The organism is Bacillus sp. FSL E2-8887, from assembly GCF_038007205.1.
Taxonomy (GTDB): Bacteria; Bacillota; Bacilli; order Bacillales; family Bacillaceae_G; genus Bacillus_A; species Bacillus_A mycoides.
In genome coordinates, this window is the sequence record NZ_JBBOWS010000001.1 from 3223294 (window position 1) to 3249685 (window position 26392).

Below are 26392 nucleotides of genomic sequence, written 5' to 3' on the forward strand. Positions count from 1 at the left end.
TATGAACTATATTAATTGACGGAGGAATCGTATGAGTACAATTATGACAGTCAATACAGCACAAGAAATTGAAAACGCAGAAATACATATGCTTTCTTCTAGATTAGAGGCACTACAAACAATAAGCGGCAACCCAATGCAAGTACAAACGAAAAAGTTCGGGAGTGCCACTGCCTTTTCATCAAAAATAATTGCTGGTCCTGCTTTTAACACAGTAAAAGGCGTTACCTTTACAAATACAGATGAGATAGATGAAATCATCGCTTATTATCAATCACTACAAATCCCTTGCCGTTTTGAAATTACACCAGCGCAAGGTGCAACTGAATTATTTCAATACTTATCTCAAAAAGATTTTTATCAATCTAACTTCCATACCGCTTTATATAGTTTACCAAGAGAAGACTCATCGCTGCTGCCTTCTAACATTTCAGTACGCCAACTAAAAGAAAATGAATTTGATATTTTTGCAGACATATATGTACGTGGATTTAACATGCCATCCTTTACAAAATATGGTGTGCACCAAAATAACGAAATTCTCTACAATAAATCCGGCTGGCATTTTTTCATAGCCGAAGTTCAAAACACTCCTGCTAGTATAGGGGTACTTTATATAAATAAAGGTGTTGCTTCATTAGCTGCTTCTGCTACTTTGCCAGAATTTCAACGTAAAGGTTGTCATACCGTATTAATTCAAAAACGAATTGAGACCGCTCTTGAATCCAATTGTAATTTAATAGTTGGACAAGCAAGATTCGGTAGCGGCAGTCAAAATAATATGGAACGTGCCCATATGAAAATTGCTTATACAAAATCAATATGGACTGCGAAAGACATATAATTAACTTTCTTTTTCTTTCCATTACGAATGTATACATTTTATGACAATTACCTTTCTATCCTGTTACTCATTTGAATATTCAAACTAAATTTGTTACGCTATTACTAGATACATCATTCAACTTGCAATATGAAAAGAGAATTCTACTCAAACTACAAGGAGGAGAAATGTATGACTAAACATGATCATGGTTTAAAAGAAAAAGTAGAAGGTGCTATTGATAAGGTAAAGGGTGAAGTAAAGGAAGTTGTCGGGAAAGTAACTGACAATAAAAAATTACAAGCCGAGGGAAAATGGGATAAGGTGAAAGGCACTGCTAAAGATACTGTCGGTAATGTAAAAGAAAAAGTACATGAATATAAAGAACATAAAGAAAACAAATAAAAAAAGAGCCATCTGGCTCTTTTTATTTACCCTCATTCTTCTCTAACACATACAAATCTTCTTCAATATTCGTTAATTTCTCACTTACAAGCTTTCTTGCATCTCCAATTGCTTGATTGTATGCAAATGGTCCAACTAATTTAATCATTTCCTCTATTAAACGTTCTGCTTGGAAACGTCCAATTTCATCTAAATCTTCTTCAACGAAAAATTGCTGAATTTGTGCTACAAGCTCTTCTTTTTTATCAGTCGGTATTTTTATGTTCATCATCATTCGTTACTCCTCTATATTTAAGATAATACTTTTCTTAACTCTACCATAGAAAAGCGATTTCCTGGACAAGTTTTTGTAACCCCTTCTAACTCCCTATGGCCGAGTATATTTCCTTTCTCTATGGCAAACTGCTTCATAAACATTTTACATAAAGAATATAATGAATTCATTTGTGCAGTATTTGGATCATATTTATCAAAATTTCCCGTCATACATATTCCAATTGTGTCACTATTATTATCTTTCGCATGTGCTCCAATATGTAAACCTCGCCCTTCGACTACAGTTCCATCTTCTTCAATAAAATAATTGTAACCAATCCCGCTCCATCCTCTTACCTTTTGATGAAATTCGTGAGTTTTATACACATCCCAGCCATCTTCTGACGTATGGTGGATGATCAGTTTATTTACTTTTTCTAAAGGAACTAACTCATTTTGAAATGTTAAATTTGCACATTTAATTTCCATATGAACATCCTCCTCTTACAAATCGATCATAATAACTGTTTTATCATCTGGTCTTATTCTATTTTCTCCTTCTAACCTTTCAATGATTGCTACATATTCTTTTATACTATTTTTTCTTATATATGCTACAGTTTGCTCTAACGACCACTCGGGGTGAAACAATCCGTCTGAACAAATAAAAATCCCACTTACTTCAGCTACCTGTAATTCACCATATTGTAAATAATCCATAGCTTCTTTCATCCCATTTGCAACTGAGTAGCCGTTTGGCATATTTGCAAGATAGCGATTGTATTTTAACTGCTCCCGAACATCTTGAAAAACGTGTTCCTCAGGTACAGGTAATCCCTTTTCTCTATCTTCCTCTCTCTTCTTTTTTGCACGTTTACTAATTCCTTGAACCGTATCTTTCGTTAATACTCTCATCGCCCCATTTTGAAGTATTGCAACGATCATACAATCACCTAACTGTGCATATTCAAGTTTTTCGCCTTCTATTTGAACTGCTGCAATACATGTACACCACAGATGGTCTTTTTTTCTCGTATCAACCTTGTACTCTAGCATCTTGTTTTGCAATAATTCATTCGCCTTTGCAACTTCACCTTGTAAACTATTAATCTCCCGTAACGAAGTAAAATGACTTGCAAATAAATGCGAAGCGATGTATGCTCCATTATGTCCTTTTTCATCACAAAACGGGACGAGCGGAGTTGCTCCATCACATACACCGTAAATCATTTTATCTTCATTACAAAAAAATGAATCCTCACACTCTTGTTTTAAAGGACTTTTCTGTTGATATGTTGTTATCTTCATATCTGTATCCCCTCCCAATTTATCAAACAATCGAACTATTTAGATTAATCTAATTTTCCGAAATAAACTGTTTTCCCAAAAAACTTTCAATTTCATATATAATCTTGAAATAATATGATTATTTAGTGAAGGACGGGAAAGAGATGGTCAGATTTCTTGGTGTTATTTTTGGTTCTATTATTATCGCAATTGCCTTTAATCTTTTCCTTATCCCCCATAAAATTTTAAGTAGTGGAATTGGCGGAATTGCTATTATTTTAGGGATTGTAACCCCTGTAAACACAGGTATTATTAACTTTGTATTGAACTTACCTATCCTTATTTTAGGATACATAGGTCTTGGAAAAAAAGTAATTTTTAACACGGTTGTTTCTGTAATTGTATTATCTGTTGCATTATACTATGTTCCAGTAAAAGTCGTAGCAACAGATCCACTTTTATCATCTGTATTTGGCGGTGTCATCGCCGGAGCTGGTATTGGTCTTGTCTTTAACTGCCATGGTTCAACTGGTGGATTTGATATTATCGGTATGTTGTTATCTCGTAAGCGAGATATTAAACTTGGTGGATTCCTTATTGCATTAAATACTGTTGTTGTTGTCATTGCAGGATTTTTCTTCACTTGGGATGTTGCCCTTACAAGCTTACTTTCAATTTATGTAACTGGTAAAGTAATTGATGCCGTTCATACGAAACATCGTAAAGTTACACTTATGATTGTAACAAATCAAGCAGAAGAAATGAAAAAAAAGCTTCTTTCAACTGTAGTACGTGGAATTACGTTACTTGATGGTGAAGGTGCTTATTCAAACGAAAAAAAACGTGTACTTATGACAGTCGTTTCACGTGAAGAATTAGCAAGTATGAAACTAACGATTTCGGAAATTGATCCTCATGCATTCGTTAATATTACGGAGACTGTTGAAGTATTAGGATTGTTTAGAAAAGTGTAAAAAACTAGGTGGACCTTCACCTAGTTTTTATTTTCCATAAATTCAATTCGATTTCCAAACGGATCTGACACGTAAAATCTGATTACATCTGGTCGCGCATGATCATCTATTACTTCAATACCTTGCTTTATTAACCTTTGTTTAAATTCATTAATTTTCAAAACATAAAAAGCTGGATGCGCTTTTTTAGCTGGATTAAAATTTTGCTCAACTCCGATATGAATCTCTTGATTTCCACACTTAAACCAACACCCACCACGCTTCTTTAATTCCTCTGGCTTTGGGATTTCCTCCATACCAATTTTATTACCATAAAATTCTCGCGCTTCTTCTTCACATCCTACTGGCGCCGCTACTTGTACATGATCAATTCCTTGAATATAATTTTTCATATTCCTTCCCCCTCTTCTATTCTAATGTTATAACGAAAATACATTCATGTAACTTAGAAAATATTAATAAAGCAATATAAGATTCTCTTATTACTACCCTTTTTTACCTTCCACTAAAAATAAAAAAGAAAATTTATTATATAATTTCCATTTTTTATAGAAATACACATTGCACCTATATTATAGTTAGTACTAGATTCATCTTTTTTAGATGCTAGTTGTACGGAGGAAATATTATGAGTCGTAAAAAACATTCATCTACTCAAAAAAAGCGTCACCCAAACGTATCGGAGCGCTTGCGAAACCATATACAAAATCGTTCTTTAGCAGAAATGTATGCATCTCTTTTTGAACATAACCCTGATAGTATTATTTCATTGAATTTAGAAGGAGTTATTTTACATATTAACCCCTCTGCGGAAAGAATATTAGGTTATACTTCTAACGAATTAGAGCGAAAAACAATCACTTCTATTTTAGAAGCACATATTTCTGATCAAGTGCTACAATACATAAAAAATGCTGCAGCTGACAATCAAAAAGAGTATATCGTCTCTATTTATCATAAAGACGGATATTTACTAGATGCCGTAACAAAATTAGTTCCTATTTTTGTTAAAAACCGTTTAACAGGTGTATACGCCATTATGAAACCCCTTGAAAAATCAGAAAGAATTGAGAAAGTATTACAAGAGAGTGAGAAACGATTACGCACATTAATGAATTCAATGCCTGCATTTGTTATTTTTAAGGATCATGAAGGACGCTGGCTTGAAGCGAATGACTATGCGCTTTCTTGTTTCAATTTCCATAACGTTCCTTATCATGGAAAAAGAGATAATGAACTCATTCAATATAACGAAGCATACCGCGAATCTTTTTTGCATTGTGAAGAAGTCGATGAACTAACATGGCAAAAAGGACAAATTCTTCACGGAGAGGAATTTATTATACATAGAAATGATTTCGACCTAGTTTTAAGCATTTCAAAAGTCCCACTCTTCCATCCTGATGGCTCACGCAAAGGTCTTATAGTGATGGGAAGAGACGTTACCGAACTAAAAGAAACTGAAAAGTTATTACGGAAATCCGAAAAACTTGCAGTAGTAGGACAACTGACAGCTGGAATTGCCCATGAAATTAGAAACCCGCTCACTTCATTAAAAGGATTTTTAACGTTATTACATCCAGAAATAAATGAGGAAAATAAATGGTATGTGGACGTTATGTTGAGTGAAATTTCACAAATGGAATCTATAACAAGCCAATTTATGGCGATGTCTAAACCACAAGTGTTATCCATTCATACATGCAACGTACAAACATTAATTGAAGAAGTTGTAACTTTTATTTTACCAACAGCAATTATGCATAGCGTTCATATCATCATGGATCATTTCGATTATATTTCTGACATTCAATGTGACAGTAATCAATTAAAACAAGTTTTGATTAACATATTAAAAAATGCAATCGAGGCGATGCCTGATGGTGGTAACATATTCATTCAAACAGCTTCGTTAGAAAATGATTTTGTTTCAATACGCATTATGGATGAAGGCTGTGGGATTCCTGAAGAGCGCATGGCTCGTCTTGGCGAACCTTTTTATAGCTTGAAAGAAAAAGGAACTGGCCTTGGCTTAATGATGTGCTATAAAATCATTCAAGAGCATCACGGAAAATTATTCATTTCCAGTGAATTAAACATAGGAACAACTGTCGATATCCAATTACCGATTGCTACAGCTCAGCCTGTAACAAACTCATAACTATGCTACATTAATATAGTAAAAGACATCTGTTATAAGTAGTCGGGTTATTGTGGAAAACATCTACACTAATACGTTAAAAAGCTCAAAGTCCCTATATGACTCTGAGCTTTATTTTTGTATACGATTTATTTTATTAAACCCACTCTTTTCCATGTTTACGAATAAACTGAATATCATTTTCATAATGTTCAAGATGCCCTTCATCTATCATCTTTTGGAAGTTCATATCGCCTTCTAGTGCTTTTCTTTTCATGTATTTACATAATCCTTCTAATCGTAGAAGTACCATCTCCAAATAATCCTCGGCGATGCCATCACTTTTATAGGACTCAAAAAACAATTTAACTCTTTGCTTTATGCGGTCTGCATGCTGTAATGAATTATAATAAACCGCCGCACCTGTTTCCTTATAATAAACTCTACTTAATGGGACACAAGTGTAAAGAGTATAGGCTATGTCCCAAAGTCTTGGTCCAGGACCAGCAACATCAACATCAAAATCAATAATACCTACTGGTTTTTCGTTATTAAAAATAATGTTGTATATTGCAAAATCATTGTGGCATACAACCTCTATTTTATTTGGAGTATTATCCATCGGTTTCCAATCATCTGATAACGGGAAATCACTCACAGCATCATGATAAAGACGGAGCATCTTCGCTATTTCTTTTAAAACATCATTAGACCACATGTACTCTTTTAAAGGGTAATTACCAGCTTCTCCTTCAATAAATGATAATATCTCTCTATCTTTATCATCAATACCTAAAAACTTTGGTGCATAACTAAAACCTTTGTTTTCCAAATGGTTTAATAGCTTATGAATTCGGGTACTGCCTTTCTTTAATTCTCGTCGAACAGTATCTTCCGAACGATATACGTTTGAGACATTCCCTCCCGTTAGCATTTCTTCATTTTCGTAGTTTGACATCTAATAGTCCCCCTCCATTATTCTACATTTTCTTTATATTTTAACATAACTTTCCTATTCTCTTTTAACCCCTTAAATTACAACAAAAAAATCGAGTATAAAATCTTTATGATTTTACACTCGATTTAGTCTACTATTTATGCATGTGAAAATATTTTTTCATACCATTCTGTTGCCTTCTCTACTTCATTCATCGTTAATTGATGTCCTCTATTTTCCCAATGCATTGTTACATTAGCATCTACATTTTCTAATAGCATCTTCAATTCCTCTGACTCAGAAGGTGAACAAATTGGATCATTTGTTCCAGCAGCGATAAATACGAATTTCTCTGCTAAATTAGGTAATTCTATTCCTCTTCTAGGCACCATTGGGTGATGAAGGACTGCACCTTTTAATGCATTTTCGTAATGGAATAATAAGCTCGCCGCAATATTTGCTCCATTTGAATACCCAACAGCTACGATATTATCTCTATCAAATTCATATGTTTTTGCTGCTTCATTTAAAAATTCATTTAATTCCTTCGTACGGAAAACAAGATCCTCTTCATCAAAAATACCTTCTGCTAATCGGCGGAAGAAACGAGGCATCCCATTTTCTAATACATTTCCACGAACACTTAATACAGAAGCCTCCCGATCAATTCTTTCTGCAAGCGGTAATAAATCTAATTCATTTCCTCCTGTACCATGAAGCAATAACAACACTGGTTTTGACGTATCTTTTCCTTTTTGAAAAACATGTTTCATCATATTCCTTTTCCCCTTTCAATCACTTTAATCTAGATTTCTCACTTCAAATGGTAAGAGTGTCTGTTCAATTTGTTTTCTATGTTGTTCATATCGATCCGGTAATTTTAACTCCTCACCCATCGTCTCTAAAGATTCGTCATGGGCAAAACCAGGAGGGTCTGTTGCAATTTCAAATAAGATTTCGCCGTGTTCTCTAAAATAAATTGCGTTAAAATAGTTTCGGTCTTGTACAGGGGTTACACCATATCCAAAGCGAGACACATGCTCTTTCCAGTCTAATTGATCAGCATCATCACTCGCTCTCCAAGCAATATGATGAACTGTACCAACACCCATTTGGCCACGCCCGATTGTCGATAGCCTCAAGTCGATAATATTCCCAATATCAGCAGAAGAACGGAATCGAACGAATTCACCTTCTTCTCCAATTTTCTCAAGACCCATAACATGCTCTAACAATTCAGCTGTTTTTTGAGGTTGTGCAGATAAAAGAACAGCACCGCCAAATCCTTTAATTGCTACTTCTGGCGTAACTTCCCCAAAAGTCCAATTATTTAATTCGCCTTCTTCTCTTTCTACTAATTCTATATGCAAACCATGTGGATCATCAAATTCTAAATACTGCTCTCCAAATCGAGTCATTTTTGTATACGAAATATCGAATTTTTCTAATCTATTTTCCCAAAACTCCATTGCGCCTTTTGGTACGACATAAGACGTAATGCCTACTTGACCGTCACCAATAATTCCTTGACGAGCACCTGCCCATGGGAAAAACGTAATAATTGTTCCAGGCTTTCCTCCTTCATTACCAAAATAAAGATGGTACGTGCCTGGATCATCAAAATTCACTGTTTGTTTCACTAAACGTAAACCTAACACACCAGCATAAAAATCTACATTTTCTTGTGGGTGTCCTACGATTGCTGTAATGTGATGAATTCCCATCGTTTTCTTTTCCATTTTCTCCGCCCCTTTTTATTTCATTTTAAAAACTTGTATACATTAAAATTCATTATTCATTTTGTCCATACTGCAAAGTAAAATCCATCATTATAATTTTATCTTTAATTCGAGATATAAGCTGTGAAATTACGCATTATCTTCTATATCACTGAATTCATCTCGAATTCGAGATAATCCCCAAAAAATATTTACTCCATCTGAAATCTTTATTCGGAAATAAATTATCTTGAACTTAATATTTATTATAAGTTACTTACTTTTAGTTGTCAACAAGTTACTTATTTTCATTTTAAATCAAAAGAGAGTAAATGCTAGTTATCATTTACTCTCTTCGCTAATTATTTCATTTCCTCTTCCAGCACTGCTTCCATCTCATTAAATTCACGATGAATTGCTTTAACTGGTTCTTTCGTTAATAAACTTACAACAATAACAGCTAATAAGCTACAGAAGAATCCAGGTACCATTTCATACATTGTCGCTTTTAAACTTGGAATTTGTACCCAAGTAATTACTACTACTGCACCTACAATCATCCCAGCAAGAACGCCCCATTTGTTCGTTCTCTTCCAATATAAACTTAATAAAATGGCGGGTCCGAATGCTGAACCAAATCCTGCCCAAGCATAACCGACAAGTGTTAAAATTGTATCACTTGGATGATACGCTAAAACAACTGCGATCATAGCTACTACTAATACTGACAGTCTACCGATAAATACAAGTTCTTTATCACTTGCGTTACGACGGAAAAATGTTTTATAGAAATCTTCCGTTACAGCACTTGAAATAACGAGTAATTGCGAGGAAATACTACTCATAATCGAAGCCAAAATAGCTGACAATAAAAATCCAGTAATATACGGATGGAATAAAATGTTTGAGAATGTTACAAAGACCATTTCTGGGTCTTGTAATTTCTCATTATTTTTAGCGTAATAAGCAATACCAATTAGACCAGTAAGCATTGCACCTATAATTGAAATCGTCATCCAACCGATACCGATTCTACGAGAAGTTTTTAAATCTTTAACAGAGGTAATTGCCATAAAGCGAACAATAATATGCGGTTGACCAAAATACCCAAGACCCCATGCTAAAAATGAAATAATACCAAGAATTGTAGTACCTTTAAACATATCTAAATGCGATGCATCAACTTGCTTAATCGTATTGAATGTTTCTGTTACACCACCGACATCTGTAAAAGCTACAATTGGCACTAACACAAGAGCAATAAACATAATACAACCTTGCACAAAGTCGGTCCAACTTACTGCTAAAAAGCCACCGAATAATGTATAAGCAACAACGACACCGACAGTTACAAATAAACCAATTTTATAATCAAGATTGAAAGAATTCTCAAACAAACGTCCACCTGAAACTAAACCAGCTGACGCATAAAATGTGAAAAACACTAAAATGACGATAGCGGAGACAAAACGAAGTATTTTCGTACGATCTTTAAACCGATTTTCTAAAAAATCTGGAATCGTAATTGAATCATTTGCCATTTCTGTATACGTTCGCAAACGCGGGGCAAGAATTAAATAGTTTGCATAAGCACCTATTAATAAACCTATCGCAATCCATACACTTGATAATCCTGTTGCATACATCGCACCAGGTAATCCCATTAGCATCCAACCACTCATGTCAGAAGCACCAGCTGATAAAGCTGTAACTGCTGGACCGAGTCCCCTTCCGCCTAACATATAATCTGATAAATCGGATGTCTTCTTATAAGACCAATAACCGATATACAACATACCTGCCATATAAATAGCAAGCGAAACCATAATCTCAATCTTCACCAAATCTCTCCCTTAGTTATATAAGCCATTCAAAATTTCGAAAAATGACTTTTTCTATTTTCTTGTTTTCGCTTATGGTTCCCTACCTTAACAAACATTTTTTGTTCTTTCAAGTGAACAAGCCCTTTTCACTACATGTGAAAACCTTTATAAACGCCTTTATCCCAGTGGATTACCCGGTTTTTAAAATAAATTAAAGTAAAAATATTCAGAAAACAAAATGGCGTTTTTTCACACCTTATTTTCATTCGTTTATTAGTTGAATTTTAAAAGAAAAAAGCCATACGAATGTATGACTTTTAATTTATTAAACATAGCTTATCTTCTATTTACTAGTAGGAAACAATTCTGAAAGAGGAACTATCCGCCCCACCTCATCTTTAAACACAATATGCTCTCTCGTTAAATGGCGCGGGCTCTTTACCCCTGCTGCTGCCGCTAATGAAAACAAACTATATCTCATACTAATAACATAGTTCATTACTCGCCATTTTTTCTCATACGGATCTAATGCTTTTTGGTAGTGTGGATTCGTAGTTGCAACCCCAGATGGGCATTGCCCTGAATTACATTGAAGTGCCATAATACAACCGCTTGCCATCATAAATCCGCGTGCTGAATTTACGGCATCTGCACCGATAGCTAAAGCAATCGCCACTTTATCTGGCGTGATTAATTTCCCGGAGGCAAGCACCTTTAATTTATCCCTGACACCGTAATGATTTGCTGTATCAATAAATGTAAGTAATGCCGGTATAAGCGGAAGCCCCATACTATCTGCCATCGATTTATATGTTGCCCCTGATCCACCTTCTGAACCGTCGATTGTAATAAAATCTGGATAGATGTTTAATTCTTTCATTGCTTTTAATAAATCTTCCAAAGGCTTCTGTTGACCAATTACAATTTTCATGCCCACTGGTTTACCACCGTTTTCTTGTAAATCTTGAATAAAATATAAAGCCTCTGCGGCACTACTAATAAATGAAAAACGATTTGGCGAATTAATCGTTTCTCCTTCTCGTACTTTCCGAACGGAAGCGATTTTCTCATTTACCTTCTGTCCTTCTAAATGACCACCACGTATTTTCGCACCTTGCCCAAATTTCAATTCAAACGCTTTAATATTACTTTCTTTCGCCTTCTCCATAAATTCCTTCATCGAAAAATTCCCGTCCTCGTCACGGTATCCAAATAATCCCGGACCAATTTGGGCAACGATATTTGCACCCGTATGTAAATGTTCCGGTATTACACCACCTTCCCCCGTATTAATCCATGAACCGCCAGCCATCTTCGCGCCAAATCCACTTGCCAAAATATAATTTTCGCCAATCGCACCGTAAGAAGTTGCTGATGCGCCAAACATACCATACAGTTTCCACGGATATTTGCGGTTTTCACCGACGATAATTGCATCGTCTTCTTCATATAACCAAAGATTCGTTGTATCCGCTGTCAATTTTTCTCTTCGTGAAAATAACCCTTCTTTATGAATCACATACTTTTTCCCTTCACGTTCTTTCGTTACATTCACACTTAATTCATCTGTTAATTTCGGAAATAATGTATTAGCGATATAATATCCAGATGCATCAAAATCTCGTTTTGATCCAAAACCGAGTATTTCTGAACGGTATTTTGCTAGAAACATTACACTTTGAAAATCATAACGTGAAAAGGGCTTTCCATCCGTATCATGATCAAACCAATATTGCCTAAATTCCGGTCCTATCTTTTCAAGTAAATAACGCATCCTTCCTAAGTATGGATGTAACTTTAATATAGAATGATGCGTCCGTTTTTTAATAAAAAATGTAATAATAAAAAAAATGATTAATAGTAACATCAATAAGAGCAATATACTAATAATAACGAGTAGCGTTTCACTCATCCCGCTTCCTCCTATGAAAATCCATAATAAAAGGAGAACACCTGATGTGTTCTCCTTTTATCTTTATTCAAATTAATGTAGCAAGATGCTCTTTCGCGTCATATTCAACCAAACTTTCAAGATTTTTAATTCGCTGAACAAAATCTGGATTAGCGATTAATGGTCTTCCGAACGCCGCTACATCAATTGTTCCTTCTTGCAGTGCTTCTTCTGCCTCTTTCGGATTCAAATTACCTACTCCTACGATAGTACTATCCCAATACTTTCTTACTAATTGATGAAAATTCTTACCGTCAGCAATAACTGCCGTATAATTCATCGTTGAAGGGTGAATCATCGTTAATCCAACTTCTTTAAACATATTTACAAACGTTTCAATTGCAAGTTCAGGATGTTCCCACATATAAGTAGGATTATCACCTTTAAAGGCAGAGAAGCGAAGAAGCGTTTTATCAGCTCCAACTGCTTCAATTACAGCCTGAACAACTTCTTTCATAAACGTTAACCTTTGTTTTAAGTCACCGCCGTATTTATCAGTACGTTTATTCGCAAATTCATAAGTAAATTGGTCAATTAAATATCCGTGTGCACCGTGAATTTCTACACCATCAAATCCAGCTTCGATTGCGTTTTTTGCAGCCTGTGCATATTGATCGACAACTTCTTTTATTTCTTCTATTGTCATTGCTTCTGGTGTATCAAACGGTTTACGAAAACGCGGAACATTACCCTCCGCGGCAATAGCAGACGGTGCTTGCGGCATTTGACCACCAATTATCTCGTGATGACTCATACGGCCAACATGCCATATTTGGGCAATAATCGTTCCACCTTCTTTATGTACTGCCTCTGTAACAGGCTTCCACGAATCGATTTGTTCTTGTGTATAAATACCTGGTACTCCTGGATTACCTTTTGCCCTTGGGCTAATGACGATTCCCTCTGTAATAATTAAGCCAACTCCATCAGCTACACGTTTTCTATAATACTCTACCACATCAGTACCAACGACTCCCGTTTCATGATCCGCAAAACATCTCGTCATCGGCGCCATCGCTATGCGATTACGAAGAGACCAAGATCCAATTTGAATCGGATGAAATAACTTCGTTTCTTCAATATTTTCAAAAGACCCCCAAGCGTTTATATTTGTTCCTTCATAAATACTTGCCGCTTTATTATTTGAACTTGTCATTTTTCTTCCCCCTAAAAAAATCTAACTATAATCGCATCATACTTACTTTTAGATAGTAACGTCAATTTATACGCTCTTACGTATGAATATTCGTATAATATAACTAACCGTTTTTAACTTTAAGGATTCTGAAATTCAGGAATCTACTGTTTATTCTAATGTCCAGTAAGTGGATGAGGAAAATACTTATTAAGTGGATGTTTTCTTTTTTTCTAGTTTTATTAATATAGAATATATCGGTAATTAATTATTTAACTATTTACTAACCAAAAAGAACCTGTTTCCAATGTACTATGTTCAAACTTACACTAACGAGGTTTCAATAATTCATTTGTTTTTTAATTATACCAACGAAATTTTAGGAACTAATAAAAGACTCCTAGATAGTTGAAAGTATTTTTTCTTATTTAATTTTTAGAAAGAAGGATAACAATGAAAACAAAAGCTATCGTTTCTACACCTGAAAAAGATTTTAATATGCAAGAAGTATACTTAAACGATATTAAAGACGATGAAGTATTAGTAAAAATTATCGCTTCGGGTATATGTCATACAGATGCAACAGTTTTAGACGGTACAATGCCAACACCAAAACCAGTTGTTTTAGGACATGAAGGTTCTGGTATCGTGGAAAAAGTGGGAAGTAATGTAACATCGGTTAAACCTGGTGACCATGTTGTACTTGGATTTTCTTACTGTGGTCATTGTGAAAATTGCTTAGATGGTAATGCTGCTGCTTGCGAAAACATGATTGAATTAAACTTCTCTGGAAAAAACAAACGCCATGTAACACCTATACACGATCTTAACAATAATGACATTTCTCAATTCTTCGGCCAATCTTCATTCGCATACCATGCCGTTGTTAATGAGAATAATACTGTAAAAGTACCAAAAGATGTTGATATACGTTTGTTAGGACCACTTGGTTGTGGAATTATGACTGGTAGCGGTACGATCCTAAATTCATTACAGCCAAAACCAGGTAGTAGCCTAGTTGTATTTGGAACCGGTGCTGTTGGCCTTAGTGGCTTAATGGCAGCTAAAATTGCTGGATGTACTACAATCATTGCCATTGATATTCATGATAGTCGTTTAGAATTAGCGAAGGAATTAGGGGCTACACACACGATTAATAGCTTAAACGAAGATCCAGTTGCCAAAATTAAAGAAATTACAAACGGTGGAGCTAATTACTCCTTTGAAACAACTGGCGTAAATACTGTTACACTGCAATCCATTCAATGCTTACGAGTAAAAGGTACAATGGCAACTGTTGCTGTTGGTAAAAAGGATTTAACTTTAAACGTAACAAATGAAATTGTCGTAAAAGCTATTACAATTAAAGGGGTAGTTGAAGGTGATGCAGTACCGCAACTATTCATTCCAAAATTAATTAATTTCTATCAAAAAGGACTATTTCCATTCGATAAGTTTGTACAATTCTATTCTTTTGAAGAAATTGCTCAAGCATTTGAAGATTCTAAAACAGGAAAAACGATTAAACCTATTATCGTAATGGAGTAACATTTGTTTACTTTTTCCCGATAACTAACAAAACAAAAATATCCTGAAATGGAATAAATAAAATTAAAAAGGTTTCCTAAGTAGGAAACCTTTTTTAGTTGACCATATAAGGCTAACAATTCGTTTATCTCTTTTAAATAAAGAAAATAAACAATTATTATCTCCTCACATATGGAAAATCTCTTAACAATAGAAGTGGGAGTGGTTCAGTATTCTTCTAAAAATAATAACTTATATACCTAAAACAATGAAAGCCCTACCTCTCTTTCATCCTTACGGCTCCTCGTCCGTGCCAGTGTGAATCAGGATTGCAAAAATCAAGTAACTATTTTATCGAGTTATTTAATTAAACTTCGAACATTCGTAAAAGAAATTAAAAAATAAAAATGGATTAAATTGTAGTAATAACAAAAGAGGTTAATGCTCTAAAAGTGGTTTGAAAGAGTTGAATGTCTTTGAAATGATTGATTTTCTATAATTATATTCCCAAAAAATTCAAGATCTTTTTTGGGATGTAATACATTATCTACAATGAATCTTAACAAAAGCTTTTTATTTGATTTTCTGTGATACCTTCAATTAATCCCAGCTCACTAATCAAAAATTCATGTGCGTTATCTAACATTTTCTTTTCGCTTGCATTAAGTGCTTTTTCTTTCTGCATACGTAATAAATCACGTACAACTTCAGCACCTTCTTGTATTTTACCCGTTTTTATTTTATCAGTGTTCAATTTATACCTTTGTTTCCACGTAAGTAATCTATCTGATTCCCCATGCTGAAAAATATCTATTATGTTTGTTAATGCCTTTATATCTGTAACTGGTCGTATATTTGAACTCAATATTTTCCCCATAGGAATCATTACTTCCATATTACTAGCCGACATTTTTATAACATAATACTGTCTTTTTTCTCCTGAGATTTCCTTTTCTTCTATGGCTTTAATTATACCTGCTCCGTGCATTGGATAAACGATGTTATCGCCAATTTGAAACAAATAATCCACCTCCATATATGGTAACCTTCTCAATCTTAACACACATTTATTTTTTTAGCAAAATTTTTATAATATCACAAAATTATTTTCTATGTCAATTTATTTACACATAAAAATTCAAGCTGTACAGAAACACTAAAAAACCCGCGATTTTGTTACATTTCCACACCCATTTTCTCCAATTTTATATACCTTGTAAAACAAAAAAACACATCACTACATATAAGTAGCGATGTATTTTTATATAATGACAAAAACGGTTGCTTCAAAACTTCACACACGATCCTTCGCTTATATACTAACCTGTTTACTAATCGTTTCTCGCGCTAAAAGAAAACTCATAATCACTTGCGCAGCTACTCTACTCGTCATATCCCTAAAATCAAGAGTTGGATCAATTTCTACTATATCCATCCCTTGAACGAGTGGCTCTTTACCAAGGAATTCAATTGCATCAAGTAAAGTTGTACTATCCATCCCACCAGGGCCAATTGCTGGACAGCCCGGCGCAAACGCTTGGTCTAGTACGTCCATATCAAGAGAAATATAAATAGAAGTCACATCTTGTTTTCTTAATACTTCAATACTTTCTGAAATAAGATCTTTTATTTTTCGCTCTCTTACATCTTTCATTGTATACACTGTCACGCCATGCTCTTTTGCATATTCATGGTACGCTCGTGCATTTGAAAAATTACGAATCCCAATTTGAACGAGCTGTTTTCCTGTAATCACATCATTTTCTAGCAAACTACGGAACGGTGTACCATTTGATGGACCACCATCATCTAAATTACGTAAATCATGATGGGCATCAAATTGAATAATACCGACCTTCCCTTTACTATTTGCAAAACCAGTTATACTCGGAAAACTAATCGAGTGGTCACCACCAAGAACGATTGGTATCATTTTCGGATTTACTTTCGTCAAGTGACCAACTGTTTTCGCAATTCGGTTATGACTCTCTTTTATATCTGTCACATGCATCGTAATATCACCACAATCATGAAGAACACTTTCTTTCATATCGTGTTCTTCTGTAATTGCGTACGTGCTATATGCATCCAACATTGAACGAATTGTTTTTGGTGCAAAACATGCTCCGGAATGACTAATAGATGGTTTAGAAAGGGGTGCTCCAATTAAGGCAGCACCGAATATTTCTACGCCTTCCTCCCAATCTTTAATCATTTCGCTCCATTTCGTCACTTCCCGATCGATAAACTTTGCATTTTTCTTTAAATAGTGGCCGTGCTCCACGATTGTTCACCTCTTGTATATGCGATATTCCCATTCTTCCATACTGTATTTACATGACTTACGCCGTAATGGTACGGTACGTAAGCGTAATTATAAGCATCCCATAAAACTAAATCCGCCTTACGACCAACTCTAATTTTCCCAGCTACATCGCCTCGATTAATGGCATAAGATGAGTTCACTGTTACCGCATTCCAAACTTCTTCTGGTGTCATTTTCAGTTTCAGCATCGCAATGCTCATAATAAGCTGAATGTTTTCAGTTGGACAGCTACCTGGGTTAAAGTCTGTAGCTAAAGCAACTGCAACACCTTCATCAATCATTTTGCGGCCGCGTGCGAAACTTTCTTTATTTAAATAGAAAGTTGTTCCTGGTAATAAAGTCGCTACTGTATTAGAGTTTGCAAGCATTTCAATTCCTTTATCAGAAGCGCCAACTAAATGGTCCGCTGATGCTGCACCAATTTCAGCCGCTGCTTCCGCACCACCAAGAGGGTCGATTTCATCTGCATGAATTTTCACATCAAAGCCAAGCTCTTTCGCTTTTAATAAAAATTCTTTTGATTCTTCTACAGAGAACACACCTGTTTCACAGAAAATATCAACGAACTCAGCTAATTGCTTCTCTTTCATTTCTGGTAATAGATCTAGCATCCATTGTAAAAATTCTTTCGATCTTCCTTTATATTCTTTCGGAACTGCATGAGCACCTAAAAATGTTGAAACTAAATCAATTGGATGCTCTTTTTGTAATTGTGCAGTTGCCTCTAATTGTTTCCATTCTGTCTCATCATCCAATCCGTAACCACTCTTCGCTTCTACAGTTGTAACTCCGAAAGATAGCATACGGTCTAAATGGAATTTAGCTTTTTGAACAAGTTCTTCTTTCGACGCTTGTTTCGTTGCATTTACAGTTGAAAGAATACCTCCACCTTGTTCTAAAATTTCCAAGTACGGAACTCCTTGTAGTTTTAGCGCGACTTCATTTTCACGAGATCCACCAAATACAAGATGAGTATGCGGATCAACAAGACCAGGAGACACCATTTTCCCGCCGCAATCAATAACCTCTTTCGCTTGTAATCCTTTAGCTTCTTCCGCTGTTCCAACAAAAGTAATTACACCATTTTCAATTCCAACCGCACCGTTTTCAATAACAGGAAGCGTATTCATCGCTTCCCGTCTTAACAAGCCATCTTCTTGATCCATTGTTAGTAATTGACCGATATTTATTAGTAAAGTGTCCAGCATGTTTCTTCCTCCTTATTTCATCATTGGGATGTTAACGCCTTTTTCTTTCGCAGTTTGAACCGCTAAGTCATAGCCAGCATCAACGTGACGAACAACACCCATACCAGGGTCAGAAGTTAATACGCGTTCAATACGTTTTGCTGCTGCTTCTGTTCCATCTGCAACGATAACCATTCCAGCATGAAGTGAATAACCCATACCAACGCCACCACCGTGATGAACAGACACCCAGCTTGCACCGTTTACACTGTTAATTAATGCATTTAAAATTGGCCAGTCTGCTACTGCATCACTACCGTCTTTCATAGATTCTGTTTCACGGTTTGGAGATGCTACTGATCCACAATCCAAATGGTCACGGCCGATAACGATCGGTGCTGATAATTCACCATTAGCCACCATTTCATTAATAATGCGGCCAAATTTCGCACGCTCGCCATAACCAAGCCAACAAATACGTGATGGAAGACCTTGGAACTCAACTTGCTGACGTGCCATACGAATCCAATTACATAAATGCTCATTATCCGCGAACTCGCGTAAAATAACTTCGTCTGTTTTATAAATATCTTCTGGATCACCAGAAAGTGCTACCCAGCGGAATGGTCCTTTTCCTTCACAGAATAATGGACGGATAAATGCTGGAACGAATCCCGGGAAATCGAAAGCATTTTTTAATCCTTCATCGAAAGCAACTTGGCGAATGTTATTTCCGTAATCAAATGTAATCGCGCCTTTTTCTTGCATTGCAAGCATTGCTTCTACATGTTTTTTCATACTTTCTTTTGATAATTGTACGTAACGTTCTGGATCTTCTTCACGAAGCTTCGCTGCTTCTTCTACTGTGTAACCTACTGGAATATAACCGTTTAATGGATCATGGGCAGAAGTTTGATCCGTAACTAAGTCAGGGATAATATTACGGTTTACTAACTCAGGTAAAATTTCTGCTGCATTACCTAATAATCCAATTGAAATAGGCTCTTTCTTCTCTTTATATTCGTTTGCAATAGCCAATGCTTCTTCTAATGATTCTGTATACTTATCACAATATCTCTTTTCAATACGACGATCGATACTACGCTTATCTACATCAATAGCAATTACAACACCGCCGTTCATCGTTACAGCAAGCGGTTGTGCGCCACCCATGCCACCTAAACCAGCAGTAACCGTTACAGTACCTTTTAATGAACCATCGAAATGTTGACGTGCCGCTTCACCAAATGTTTCATATGTTCCTTGTAAAATCCCTTGTGTCCCAATGTAAATCCAGCTACCCGCTGTCATTTGTCCGTACATCATAAGACCTTTTTTCTCTAGTTCACGGAAGTGATCCCAGTTCGCCCACTTCGGTACTAAGTTTGAGTTCGCTAAAAGAACGCGAGGCGCATCTTCATGTGATTTAAAAATTGCAACTGGTTTTCCTGATTGAACAAGTAACGTTTCATCGCTTTCTAACGTTTTTAATGAATCAACAATTGCATGGTAGCTTTCCCAGTTACGAGCTGCACGGCCAATTCCGCCGTATACAACTAATTCTTCTGGTTTTTCAGCTACTTCAGGGTCTAAATTGTTCATTAACATTCGAAGTGCAGCTTCTTGAACCCATCCTTTCGTTTGTAACTCAGTACCTCTTGTCGCACGAATTGTTTGTTGTACTTTTTCCATTTCAATCTCTCCCTTTTCTCGTTTTATAGTGCTGCATTTACATCCAATCTTTCCTTTATTGAATAATTCGTTTTTAACCAATGCGCGATATTTTCAATATCCGTTGAGAATATACGGTCATTTGTAATAGAAGGCACTTGCTGACGACCTTGATGATAGAACGTTTTTGTAACTGTACTCATGTTTTCAATTCCGCGATATTCTGCTGCTTGCATCGCACAGATCATCTCAATTGCAAGAACACGTCTTGCATTTTGAATAATTTGATGCGCATGACGTGAAGCGATTGTTCCCATACTTACGTGATCTTCTTGGTTAGCTGAAGACGGAATTGAATCTACACTCGCTGGATGAGCTAACGTTTTATTTTCTGAAACGAGTGAAGCCGCTGCATATTGCATAATCATGGCACCTGATTGAAGTCCTGGTTCTGGACTTAAAAATGGTGGTAAGTCATTTAATTGCGGATTTACTAGGCGTTCAATACGGCGCTCTGAAATATTTGCAAGCTCCGCCATCCCTACTTTTAAGAAGTCCATTGCAAATGCAATTGGTTGTCCGTGGAAATTACCACCAGAGATTACTTTTTCACCGCCATCAAAAATAAGTGGATTATCTGTTGCTGCATTCATTTCAATTTCTAATTTTTCTTTCACATAATTTAAAACTTGCCAAGAAGCACCGTGAACTTGCGGGATACAACGAAGTGAATATGCATCTTGTACACGAAGTTCTCCTTGTTTTGTCACAAGTTTACTATCATGAAGAATATCACGAATTCTGCTTGCCACTTCGACTTGCTCTTTATAACCACGCGCTTTATGAACATTTTCATCGAATGCATCAATAATGCCGCGTAATCCTTCCATTGTCATCGATGCAATTAATTCTGATTGATAAGCACTTGCTTCAGCTTCTATATAAGAAAGAACCCCTTGCGCTGTCATTGCCTGCGTACCATTGATTAACGCAAGACCTTCTTTTGCTTCAAGTTCAATAGGTTCAAGTCCTTCTTCTGTAAGAGCAACCATCGCATGAACTCGTTTTCCTTTGTAGAACACTTCACCTTCACCTAATAAAACGAGAGCAAGATGAGATAAAGGTGCTAAATCACCGCTCGCTCCTAGTGATCCTTGTTGCGGAACGACTGGATGAATTTTACGATTTACAAACTCAAGAAGCATGTTTACAACAAGTGGTCTAACACCCGATACTCCTTTTAACATCGTATTAGCTCGTAAAATTAACATACCGCGTGATACTTCTTCAGGGAATGGATCGCCTATTCCGCACGCATGTGACTGAATTAAGTTGTGTTGAAGTGCTTTTACATCATCTTTTTGAATAAGTACATCACTAAACTTTCCAAATCCAGTTGTAATACCGTAAACGACTTTTCCGTCCTCTACAATTTTCTCGACAACTTCGCGGCACTCTGCCACTTTTTGCATACTAGTTGGGCAAGCTGTTACACCTTCACCTTCAAGTAACAACCTCTTCATTTCTTCAACTGTCAATATGTGTCCTGTTAACGTAATCATTCTTTTTCCTCCTTATAAAGGCAAAAGGGGACCTTATCTTTTTAAGACAGACTTCTGTCCTAAAAAATAAGGCCCCCTTCTAACTAATAGACTATGGGCAAATCATATGTGATTAATTCCTAAACCAATCGCCTCATGCTCAGATCCTTTTACAGGTGCACCAATCGTTCCATAAAGTGCAACAGCAACCCATTCGCCTTCTTTTTTTCCGTCGTATGGTGTACCGCGCACAATCGCAAAGCGAAGTCCTACTGTACGAAGAACGTCTGCTAACTGAATTTGACCTCTCGTCACTCCGTACAAAGCTTCCATAATTGCATGATAAAGTGCATGTGTTTCTCTGTAAACATCTGTTTCAATAACTCGGTTGCTCTTAGCCGCTGTTTCCATTGCTGCTACTACTTTTTGCGAATTCATAGAACCAACTTTCCCAGTACAATATTTCCAACCTTTCGGAATAGATAATACGGGACTTTCATTCTCATCCGCAAGTGCCAACAGCATGGCCATACGACCAATTCGATGTGTTCCTTGAAGAAGCATGTGACTCTCTCATTTCTTTTGAATTATTTGAATATTACTTAATTTAAGAATATATGAAAACGGTTAAATCGTCAATAGTTTAAAATATTATTCAAGCAATTTTTTATCCCTCTCATACTTGTACTTGTGTACACAATTTATTTACAGATTTTTTTCAGACGTGCTATAGTCTCACTAACAGATGCAAAGGGGCGAAATTTCAGTGGCGAAGCGAAAAGATATTCATTTTCGAATTGAAGAAAAATTACTTACAAGGTTTGAAGACGCACTCCATTACGAAGGTTTAAATAAAACAGATGTATTAACACATGCGATTCAGCAATTTTGCATAAAGGTGGAATGTGAAAAAATGAATGATGTAAAACGCCAATACAACGTAAGTAACCATTTACAAACACGTATCGATACGCATAAACATTACGAAGAAAAACAAGTGAATGTAGATGAAGTCGTCATTGAACATTTACAACTCCAAGGTGAAGAAAAAATATTAGAGGTCGGGTGTGCTAACGGAAAATTTCTTTCCCTTTTGCAAACTAATGGTCATAAAGGTCATCTAACTGGTTTTGATCAATCCGAAACTATGCTTTCTGAAGCTGCTATAACGAATAATATGATTGAATGGAAACTCGGTGACGCTAGTAAACTTCCTTTCGAAGCTAATTGTTATGACCTGCTAATCGCAAGGCATATGTTATACCACATGAAAGATGTCGAAAAAACTATTCAAGGATTCCATAAGATAATTCGTCCTGGCGGCGCCCTTTTAGCTACAACAAATTCTAAAGTTTCATTACCTCGTATAGATGAAATGTGTAACAAAATGTTAGTCACATTTGATTTACCGAAAACATCACCGTCAGTAGCTCCATTTTGTTTAGAAAATGGTAAAGATCTATTACACTCTGTTTTTTCAACTGTTGAAGAAACAATTATTCATAATGCCCTTGTTTTTCATCATGCCACTCCAATCGTTAACTATATTTCTAGCATGTTCCCGTCGCTGAATATACCTGATAATATGTCCCTTCACACCGAAATGAAGGAATGGCTAAAAGAAGAAATAGAAAATGATTTATCATTTCATAACGGTATATGGCGCGATCCGAAAACGTTAGTGATTTATCGATGTAAAAAAGAAAAGAGCTAGCATTCGCTAGCTTTTACACGTTTTCCGGTAAAAGATTCTCCATCATTATATTGCCATTTCCACTATAAAAATTTGTATTATGTTCATTCACTACTCCAAAATAGGAGGCAATCGCTAGTCCAAATGGCACAAATGCATGTCCTTGTGCTGTAATAATATTTGCGTGCTGTACAACTTCTGTATACACAAAATTTTCTACTGGAAAACAATCTAATTTTTGATAATCTATAGTCACTGTATAAGAGATTTCTTTTAGTAAACCTGCCCTTGCTAACGCATACGGTCCAGCACAAATCGCTGCCACTAATTTTCCTTGCTCAGAAAATTGACGAATAACTGAAAAAAGCAGTTTCGCCTCTTTCATATGTATTTCATCTCCGCCCGGAATGATAATCCCCTCATATTCTTCTACACGCACTTCACTTAATTCTATATGCGGCTGTACTTGTAAGCCTGTTTCACTTATAATCATTTCTTTTGTTAAACCCGCTGTAATGATTTCATATTTCTTTTTCAGCAATGCTGTTGCTACCGTTATTTCAAACTCTGCAAATGTCGGATATACGAATAATAATATTTTTTCATAGCCTTTTCTCCCTTAGCCACCCTATAAAATATGCCTCTAATTCGTCCACTGATAATATATTAGTGTCCACATAAGTTACGGGAAATTGTTTATACCATTCTTTTTCAACTTCTACTAATTTAAATTGTTCCTCAAATGTACTTCGATTTCTTGTCCTATCATTATTTCTCCTATCATACAAACTCTCTTTCGAAACATCTAAATAAAAAATTGCATCCGAACGGCATTCTCTTAATTTATACAATTCATCTTTTAATTCTGTTTCTATACCCCACTCTTTCCCTATCATCTTCGGATAAAAGAGTGTATAAAATTCAATATCTTCTGGTCCACGATCAAAAATCACGACTGAGCTTTTCACATTTTGAAACTCTTTTATTTTTGCTTCAATAAACATTTTTTGATTTGTAATAAACCCCTCTTTTGAGTTCATATCTAAATGTAATTCTTTTCTTTTTTCTACAATTGGATATGGATTTTCGTATATAATTGAAAGCTCATATTGCTCTAACCTTTTTGCCAATGTTGTTTTCCCACTTGCCATCGGTCCTTGGAGTGAAATTACGTATGTCATCCCTCTCATTCCCTTGTACTGTATTACATAAATAATAAACAGAATTTTGAAAACTATCAACAAGATATATATCATCTTGTTTCTTATTCTTATCTAACTTATAATAAAAAATAGAGATTATGACGGACGCAAAATAATGTAAGCTTGGAAATCCAAGCTTACATTATTTTTTGCTTTCCCTTTTCTTATAAAAAGAGTATACTAGATTAGAACGTATGTTCTTAATAATTACATACAGTAAGGAGATAGAACAATGGTATACGACACAAAAGCAATTTCTTGGAATGCATCTTTAAAACAACTTCAACGCCGCTATACAAACAAACAAGTTGACCGAAAAGAATTTGAAGATATTGAACTGATGGAATTCTTCCGCGATAACGACTACATTCCTTTACCTACACATATAAGCGGCCTATCAACAACACGTTTTACTTCTTACTCTATTTTCACAACTGAAGATAAAGATCGTAAAGTTGGCACACTCATCATTGAATATGTAGAAAATGACAATGATATTTTATGTGTTGAACAACTATACTTCGTTTAAATCACAACGCTTGGTCAAAATGATCAAGCGTTCTTGCTTTCTATGAATCTCATTGCTTATAATATAAATAAAATACAAAATATTGCTTTCGTTAAAGGAGGGCATACAATTGCTTGAAGGATGGTTTAGTTGGTTTATAGTCGTTTGGACTGTTGTATTATTAGGGCTTATGTCCATTGGTGGATATTTCATGTTCAGAAAATTCCTAAAACGGTTACCAAAAGAAGACGGTATGTCCATTTTGGATTGGGAAGATCACTATATTAATAAAACAAGACACTTATGGGCTGACGAACAAAAACAATTGTTAGAAGAACTAGTAAGTCCCGTTCCGGAATTATTTCGCGATGTTGCTAAGTCAAAAATTGCTGGCAAAATCGGAGAACTAGCATTACAAGAAAATGCCTCTAAAATTACACAAGATTTAATTATTAAAGGATATATCATCGCCACACCAAAGCGTGATCATAAATTTTTAGTTAAAAAACTACAAGAAAAAAAGATTGATTATTCAAATTACAAATCTTTACTTGCAAAATAATCTTCATTTTTTATTTTCCTATTTTCGACAAGTTACATTTTATACGTCGTGGTTGGGACAGAAGGTGCTAACAATACCAATAAAAAATACAGCGTCAAAGACGCTGTATTTTTTATTTTATACATGTACAATTTTCACGTTAATTTCATATCTTTTTCGTTATAAAAACCGTCTTCTTTTTCCATTTCCTTTTGTAATTTCGTAAAGGAACGGTACATTGCAATTCTCCATGAAACGATCATTGCAAACGCAAGTAAGAAGAACATACCACTAAGTTGTCCTAAATCAAGAGATTGGCTTAAGTATGTTTTAAATACAATCCGCACGACAAGTAATCCAATTAGTATAAAAACAAATGCTTTTGAACGCTTCAAATAAATCTCTTGTCCTCTAATTTCAAATTTAGATGTTTTAATAAGAAAAATAGAGAAAAACAAACCGACGCCAATTGCTTCTAACATTTCTGCTGGAGTTAATCGAAATTCAGGAAAAACAAACATCAACGCTCCCGTGCTCATAAAGAATGGGGGAAGTATAATTTTTTTCAATGTTGCAGGTTTCTTAGCTGCTTTTAAACGAATAAACATCGCACCGACAGCCATACAAACAGCAACGATACTTGATAACAGAACTATGTTCATATTTTCTCATCCTTTTTTGTGGCTATATGCAAAATATAATTTTATTATATGCTTTTCCGTTAGTATTTCCAACATTTTCACAGAAT

The 26392-nt window shown here is 35.4% G+C and carries 27 protein-coding genes; 8 read left to right on the forward strand and 19 right to left on the reverse strand.

All coding sequences use genetic code 11. The features are described 5' to 3' along the window. Nucleotides 1–31 precede the first annotated feature (31 nt). Together NSQ08_RS16380 and NSQ08_RS16385 are read left to right on the forward strand one after the other, a co-directional pair. The gene (locus NSQ08_RS16380; RefSeq protein ID WP_340776934.1) at nt 32–844 is read left to right on the forward strand and encodes a GNAT family N-acetyltransferase; all 813 of its coding nucleotides are present in this window, start codon (nt 32–34) and stop codon (nt 842–844) included. Nucleotides 845–1015: 171 nt separating this feature from the next. Then, nucleotides 1016–1228, forward strand: coding sequence for a CsbD family protein (locus tag NSQ08_RS16385; RefSeq protein ID WP_000160409.1), 213 nt, complete (start codon nt 1016–1018; stop codon nt 1226–1228). Nucleotides 1229–1250: 22 nt separating this feature from the next. On the opposite strand, the gene NSQ08_RS16390 is transcribed toward NSQ08_RS16385, so the two are convergent. Genes NSQ08_RS16390 through NSQ08_RS16400 form a run of 3 tightly spaced genes read right to left on the reverse strand, consistent with a single transcriptional unit; the run spans nt 1251 to nt 2791 of the window. Then, nucleotides 1251–1502 carry a DUF2164 domain-containing protein gene (locus NSQ08_RS16390; RefSeq protein WP_002087817.1) on the reverse strand — a complete coding sequence of 84 codons (252 nt, stop codon included), beginning with the start codon at nt 1500–1502 and terminating at the stop codon, nt 1251–1253. A 17-nt stretch (nt 1503–1519) separates the two neighbouring features. Further along, on the reverse strand, nt 1520–1972 hold the full coding sequence (locus NSQ08_RS16395) for a peptidoglycan recognition protein family protein (RefSeq protein WP_002033528.1): 453 nt from the start codon (nt 1970–1972) through the stop codon (nt 1520–1522). 15 nt (nt 1973–1987) lie between these two features. Beyond that, complete coding sequence (locus NSQ08_RS16400) at nt 1988–2791, reverse strand: protein phosphatase 2C domain-containing protein (RefSeq protein WP_340776942.1); 804 nt, start codon at nt 2789–2791, stop codon at nt 1988–1990. A 143-nt stretch (nt 2792–2934) separates the two neighbouring features. Here NSQ08_RS16400 and NSQ08_RS16405 point away from each other — a divergent pair, with 143 nt between their 5' ends. Continuing rightward, nucleotides 2935–3744, forward strand: coding sequence for a YitT family protein (locus NSQ08_RS16405; RefSeq protein ID WP_000251329.1), 810 nt, complete (start codon nt 2935–2937; stop codon nt 3742–3744). A 20-nt stretch (nt 3745–3764) separates the two neighbouring features. Here the strand turns inward: NSQ08_RS16405 and NSQ08_RS16410 are convergent, their stop codons facing one another. Further along, nucleotides 3765–4136 (reverse strand): VOC family protein, encoded by a 372-nt coding sequence (locus NSQ08_RS16410; RefSeq protein WP_002033526.1) that lies wholly within the window; start codon nt 4134–4136, stop codon nt 3765–3767. A 236-nt stretch (nt 4137–4372) separates the two neighbouring features. On the opposite strand from NSQ08_RS16410, the gene NSQ08_RS16415 reads away from it, so the two are divergent. Beyond that, a complete protein-coding gene (locus tag NSQ08_RS16415) occupies nt 4373–5905 on the forward strand; it encodes a BA3702 family sensor histidine kinase (protein ID WP_340776947.1) in 1533 nt (510 codons plus the stop codon). Nucleotides 5906–6041: 136 nt separating this feature from the next. Here NSQ08_RS16415 and NSQ08_RS16420 read toward each other — a convergent pair whose 3' ends face one another. The 6 genes from NSQ08_RS16420 to NSQ08_RS16445 all read right to left on the reverse strand — a co-directional run bounded on the left by NSQ08_RS16420 (nt 6042) and on the right by NSQ08_RS16445 (nt 13469). Continuing rightward, nucleotides 6042–6842 carry a phosphotransferase gene (locus NSQ08_RS16420; RefSeq protein ID WP_340776950.1) on the reverse strand — a complete coding sequence of 267 codons (801 nt, stop codon included), beginning with the start codon at nt 6840–6842 and terminating at the stop codon, nt 6042–6044. 137 nt (nt 6843–6979) lie between these two features. Continuing rightward, a complete protein-coding gene (locus tag NSQ08_RS16425; protein WP_002087830.1) occupies nt 6980–7594 on the reverse strand; it encodes an alpha/beta hydrolase in 615 nt (204 codons plus the stop codon). Nucleotides 7595–7621: 27 nt separating this feature from the next. Then, nucleotides 7622–8560 (reverse strand): ring-cleaving dioxygenase, encoded by a 939-nt coding sequence (locus NSQ08_RS16430; RefSeq protein WP_088031073.1) that lies wholly within the window; start codon nt 8558–8560, stop codon nt 7622–7624. A 341-nt stretch (nt 8561–8901) separates the two neighbouring features. Next, nucleotides 8902–10380, reverse strand: coding sequence for a sodium/proline symporter PutP (putP, locus tag NSQ08_RS16435; protein ID WP_140152287.1), 1479 nt, complete (start codon nt 10378–10380; stop codon nt 8902–8904). 325 nt (nt 10381–10705) lie between these two features. Then, nucleotides 10706–12274, reverse strand: coding sequence for an FMN-binding glutamate synthase family protein (locus NSQ08_RS16440; RefSeq protein ID WP_340776961.1), 1569 nt, complete (start codon nt 12272–12274; stop codon nt 10706–10708). A 67-nt stretch (nt 12275–12341) separates the two neighbouring features. Beyond that, entirely contained in the window at nt 12342–13469 is a 1128-nt protein-coding gene (locus NSQ08_RS16445) for an alkene reductase (protein ID WP_340776963.1), read from the reverse strand. Between the two features lie 432 nt (nt 13470–13901). On the opposite strand from NSQ08_RS16445, the gene NSQ08_RS16450 reads away from it, so the two are divergent. Next, entirely contained in the window at nt 13902–14996 is a 1095-nt protein-coding gene (locus tag NSQ08_RS16450; RefSeq protein WP_016100826.1) for an NAD(P)-dependent alcohol dehydrogenase, read from the forward strand. Nucleotides 14997–15534: 538 nt separating this feature from the next. Here NSQ08_RS16450 and NSQ08_RS16455 read toward each other — a convergent pair. The 6 genes from NSQ08_RS16455 to hutP form a co-directional block, all read right to left on the reverse strand. Continuing rightward, nucleotides 15535–15996: a CarD family transcriptional regulator gene (locus NSQ08_RS16455; RefSeq protein WP_170935206.1), complete on the reverse strand. Its 462-nt coding sequence runs from the start codon at nt 15994–15996 to the stop codon at nt 15535–15537. A 291-nt stretch (nt 15997–16287) separates the two neighbouring features. Next, the gene (hutG, locus tag NSQ08_RS16460; RefSeq protein WP_033709347.1) at nt 16288–17259 is read right to left on the reverse strand and encodes a formimidoylglutamase; all 972 of its coding nucleotides are present in this window, start codon (nt 17257–17259) and stop codon (nt 16288–16290) included. Then, the gene (hutI, locus tag NSQ08_RS16465) at nt 17238–18509 is read right to left on the reverse strand and encodes an imidazolonepropionase (RefSeq protein WP_016100824.1); all 1272 of its coding nucleotides are present in this window, start codon (nt 18507–18509) and stop codon (nt 17238–17240) included. The genes hutG and hutI overlap by 22 nt, the downstream gene beginning before the upstream one ends. A gap of 12 nt (nt 18510–18521) precedes the next feature. Beyond that, complete coding sequence (gene hutU, locus NSQ08_RS16470) at nt 18522–20180, reverse strand: urocanate hydratase (protein WP_061689961.1); 1659 nt, start codon at nt 20178–20180, stop codon at nt 18522–18524. Nucleotides 20181–20203: 23 nt separating this feature from the next. Next, entirely contained in the window at nt 20204–21721 is a 1518-nt protein-coding gene (gene hutH, locus NSQ08_RS16475; protein WP_340776976.1) for a histidine ammonia-lyase, read from the reverse strand. Between the two features lie 102 nt (nt 21722–21823). After that, the gene (gene hutP, locus NSQ08_RS16480) at nt 21824–22264 is read right to left on the reverse strand and encodes a hut operon transcriptional regulator HutP (RefSeq protein ID WP_000926519.1); all 441 of its coding nucleotides are present in this window, start codon (nt 22262–22264) and stop codon (nt 21824–21826) included. 181 nt (nt 22265–22445) lie between these two features. On the opposite strand from hutP, the gene NSQ08_RS16485 reads away from it, so the two are divergent. Continuing rightward, nucleotides 22446–23414: a class I SAM-dependent methyltransferase gene (locus tag NSQ08_RS16485; RefSeq protein WP_085960791.1), complete on the forward strand. Its 969-nt coding sequence runs from the start codon at nt 22446–22448 to the stop codon at nt 23412–23414. 13 nt (nt 23415–23427) lie between these two features. Here NSQ08_RS16485 and NSQ08_RS16490 read toward each other — a convergent pair whose 3' ends face one another. Together NSQ08_RS16490 and NSQ08_RS16495 are read right to left on the reverse strand one after the other, a co-directional pair. Beyond that, complete coding sequence (locus NSQ08_RS16490; protein WP_033715015.1) at nt 23428–23991, reverse strand: DJ-1/PfpI family protein; 564 nt, start codon at nt 23989–23991, stop codon at nt 23428–23430. 4 nt (nt 23992–23995) lie between these two features. Further along, the gene (locus tag NSQ08_RS16495; RefSeq protein ID WP_002128548.1) at nt 23996–24574 is read right to left on the reverse strand and encodes an AAA family ATPase; all 579 of its coding nucleotides are present in this window, start codon (nt 24572–24574) and stop codon (nt 23996–23998) included. A gap of 253 nt (nt 24575–24827) precedes the next feature. Here NSQ08_RS16495 and NSQ08_RS16500 point away from each other — a divergent pair, with 253 nt between their 5' ends. Together NSQ08_RS16500 and NSQ08_RS16505 are read left to right on the forward strand one after the other, a co-directional pair. After that, nucleotides 24828–25124: a hypothetical protein gene (locus tag NSQ08_RS16500; protein ID WP_002033506.1), complete on the forward strand. Its 297-nt coding sequence runs from the start codon at nt 24828–24830 to the stop codon at nt 25122–25124. Nucleotides 25125–25233: 109 nt separating this feature from the next. Beyond that, on the forward strand, nt 25234–25665 hold the full coding sequence (locus NSQ08_RS16505) for a DUF2621 domain-containing protein (protein ID WP_016100821.1): 432 nt from the start codon (nt 25234–25236) through the stop codon (nt 25663–25665). A 134-nt stretch (nt 25666–25799) separates the two neighbouring features. On the opposite strand, the gene NSQ08_RS16510 is transcribed toward NSQ08_RS16505, so the two are convergent. Continuing rightward, nucleotides 25800–26306: a CcdC family protein gene (locus NSQ08_RS16510; RefSeq protein ID WP_002014224.1), complete on the reverse strand. Its 507-nt coding sequence runs from the start codon at nt 26304–26306 to the stop codon at nt 25800–25802. Nucleotides 26307–26392 lie beyond the last annotated feature (86 nt).

What these genes read in the sequence shown, in the direction of transcription:
- NSQ08_RS16395 (WP_002033528.1), bottom strand. Translation starts at nt 1,972, where the DNA reads ATGGAAATTAAATGTGCAAATTTAACATTTCAAAATGAGTTAGTTCCT.
- NSQ08_RS16410 (WP_002033526.1), bottom strand. Translation starts at nt 4,136, where the DNA reads ATGAAAAATTATATTCAAGGAATTGATCATGTACAAGTAGCGGCGCCA.
- NSQ08_RS16415 (WP_340776947.1), top strand. Translation starts at nt 4,373, where the DNA reads ATGAGTCGTAAAAAACATTCATCTACTCAAAAAAAGCGTCACCCAAAC.
- NSQ08_RS16495 (WP_002128548.1), bottom strand. Translation starts at nt 24,574, where the DNA reads ATGACATACGTAATTTCACTCCAAGGACCGATGGCAAGTGGGAAAACA.
- NSQ08_RS16420 (WP_340776950.1), bottom strand. Translation starts at nt 6,842, where the DNA reads ATGTCAAACTACGAAAATGAAGAAATGCTAACGGGAGGGAATGTCTCA.
- NSQ08_RS16425 (WP_002087830.1), bottom strand. Translation starts at nt 7,594, where the DNA reads ATGAAACATGTTTTTCAAAAAGGAAAAGATACGTCAAAACCAGTGTTG.
- hutP (WP_000926519.1), bottom strand. Translation starts at nt 22,264, where the DNA reads ATGCTTCTTCAAGGAACACATCGAATTGGTCGTATGGCCATGCTGTTG.
- NSQ08_RS16405 (WP_000251329.1), top strand. Translation starts at nt 2,935, where the DNA reads ATGGTCAGATTTCTTGGTGTTATTTTTGGTTCTATTATTATCGCAATT.
- NSQ08_RS16485 (WP_085960791.1), top strand. Translation starts at nt 22,446, where the DNA reads ATGCAAAGGGGCGAAATTTCAGTGGCGAAGCGAAAAGATATTCATTTT.
- NSQ08_RS16430 (WP_088031073.1), bottom strand. Translation starts at nt 8,560, where the DNA reads ATGGAAAAGAAAACGATGGGAATTCATCACATTACAGCAATCGTAGGA.
- NSQ08_RS16440 (WP_340776961.1), bottom strand. Translation starts at nt 12,274, where the DNA reads ATGAGTGAAACGCTACTCGTTATTATTAGTATATTGCTCTTATTGATG.
- hutI (WP_016100824.1), bottom strand. Translation starts at nt 18,509, where the DNA reads ATGCTGGACACTTTACTAATAAATATCGGTCAATTACTAACAATGGAT.
- NSQ08_RS16380 (WP_340776934.1), top strand. Translation starts at nt 32, where the DNA reads ATGAGTACAATTATGACAGTCAATACAGCACAAGAAATTGAAAACGCA.
- NSQ08_RS16450 (WP_016100826.1), top strand. Translation starts at nt 13,902, where the DNA reads ATGAAAACAAAAGCTATCGTTTCTACACCTGAAAAAGATTTTAATATG.
- NSQ08_RS16445 (WP_340776963.1), bottom strand. Translation starts at nt 13,469, where the DNA reads ATGACAAGTTCAAATAATAAAGCGGCAAGTATTTATGAAGGAACAAAT.
- NSQ08_RS16390 (WP_002087817.1), bottom strand. Translation starts at nt 1,502, where the DNA reads ATGATGATGAACATAAAAATACCGACTGATAAAAAAGAAGAGCTTGTA.
- NSQ08_RS16385 (WP_000160409.1), top strand. Translation starts at nt 1,016, where the DNA reads ATGACTAAACATGATCATGGTTTAAAAGAAAAAGTAGAAGGTGCTATT.
- hutU (WP_061689961.1), bottom strand. Translation starts at nt 20,180, where the DNA reads ATGGAAAAAGTACAACAAACAATTCGTGCGACAAGAGGTACTGAGTTA.
- NSQ08_RS16510 (WP_002014224.1), bottom strand. Translation starts at nt 26,306, where the DNA reads ATGAACATAGTTCTGTTATCAAGTATCGTTGCTGTTTGTATGGCTGTC.
- hutH (WP_340776976.1), bottom strand. Translation starts at nt 21,721, where the DNA reads ATGATTACGTTAACAGGACACATATTGACAGTTGAAGAAATGAAGAGG.
- NSQ08_RS16400 (WP_340776942.1), bottom strand. Translation starts at nt 2,791, where the DNA reads ATGAAGATAACAACATATCAACAGAAAAGTCCTTTAAAACAAGAGTGT.
- NSQ08_RS16500 (WP_002033506.1), top strand. Translation starts at nt 24,828, where the DNA reads ATGGTATACGACACAAAAGCAATTTCTTGGAATGCATCTTTAAAACAA.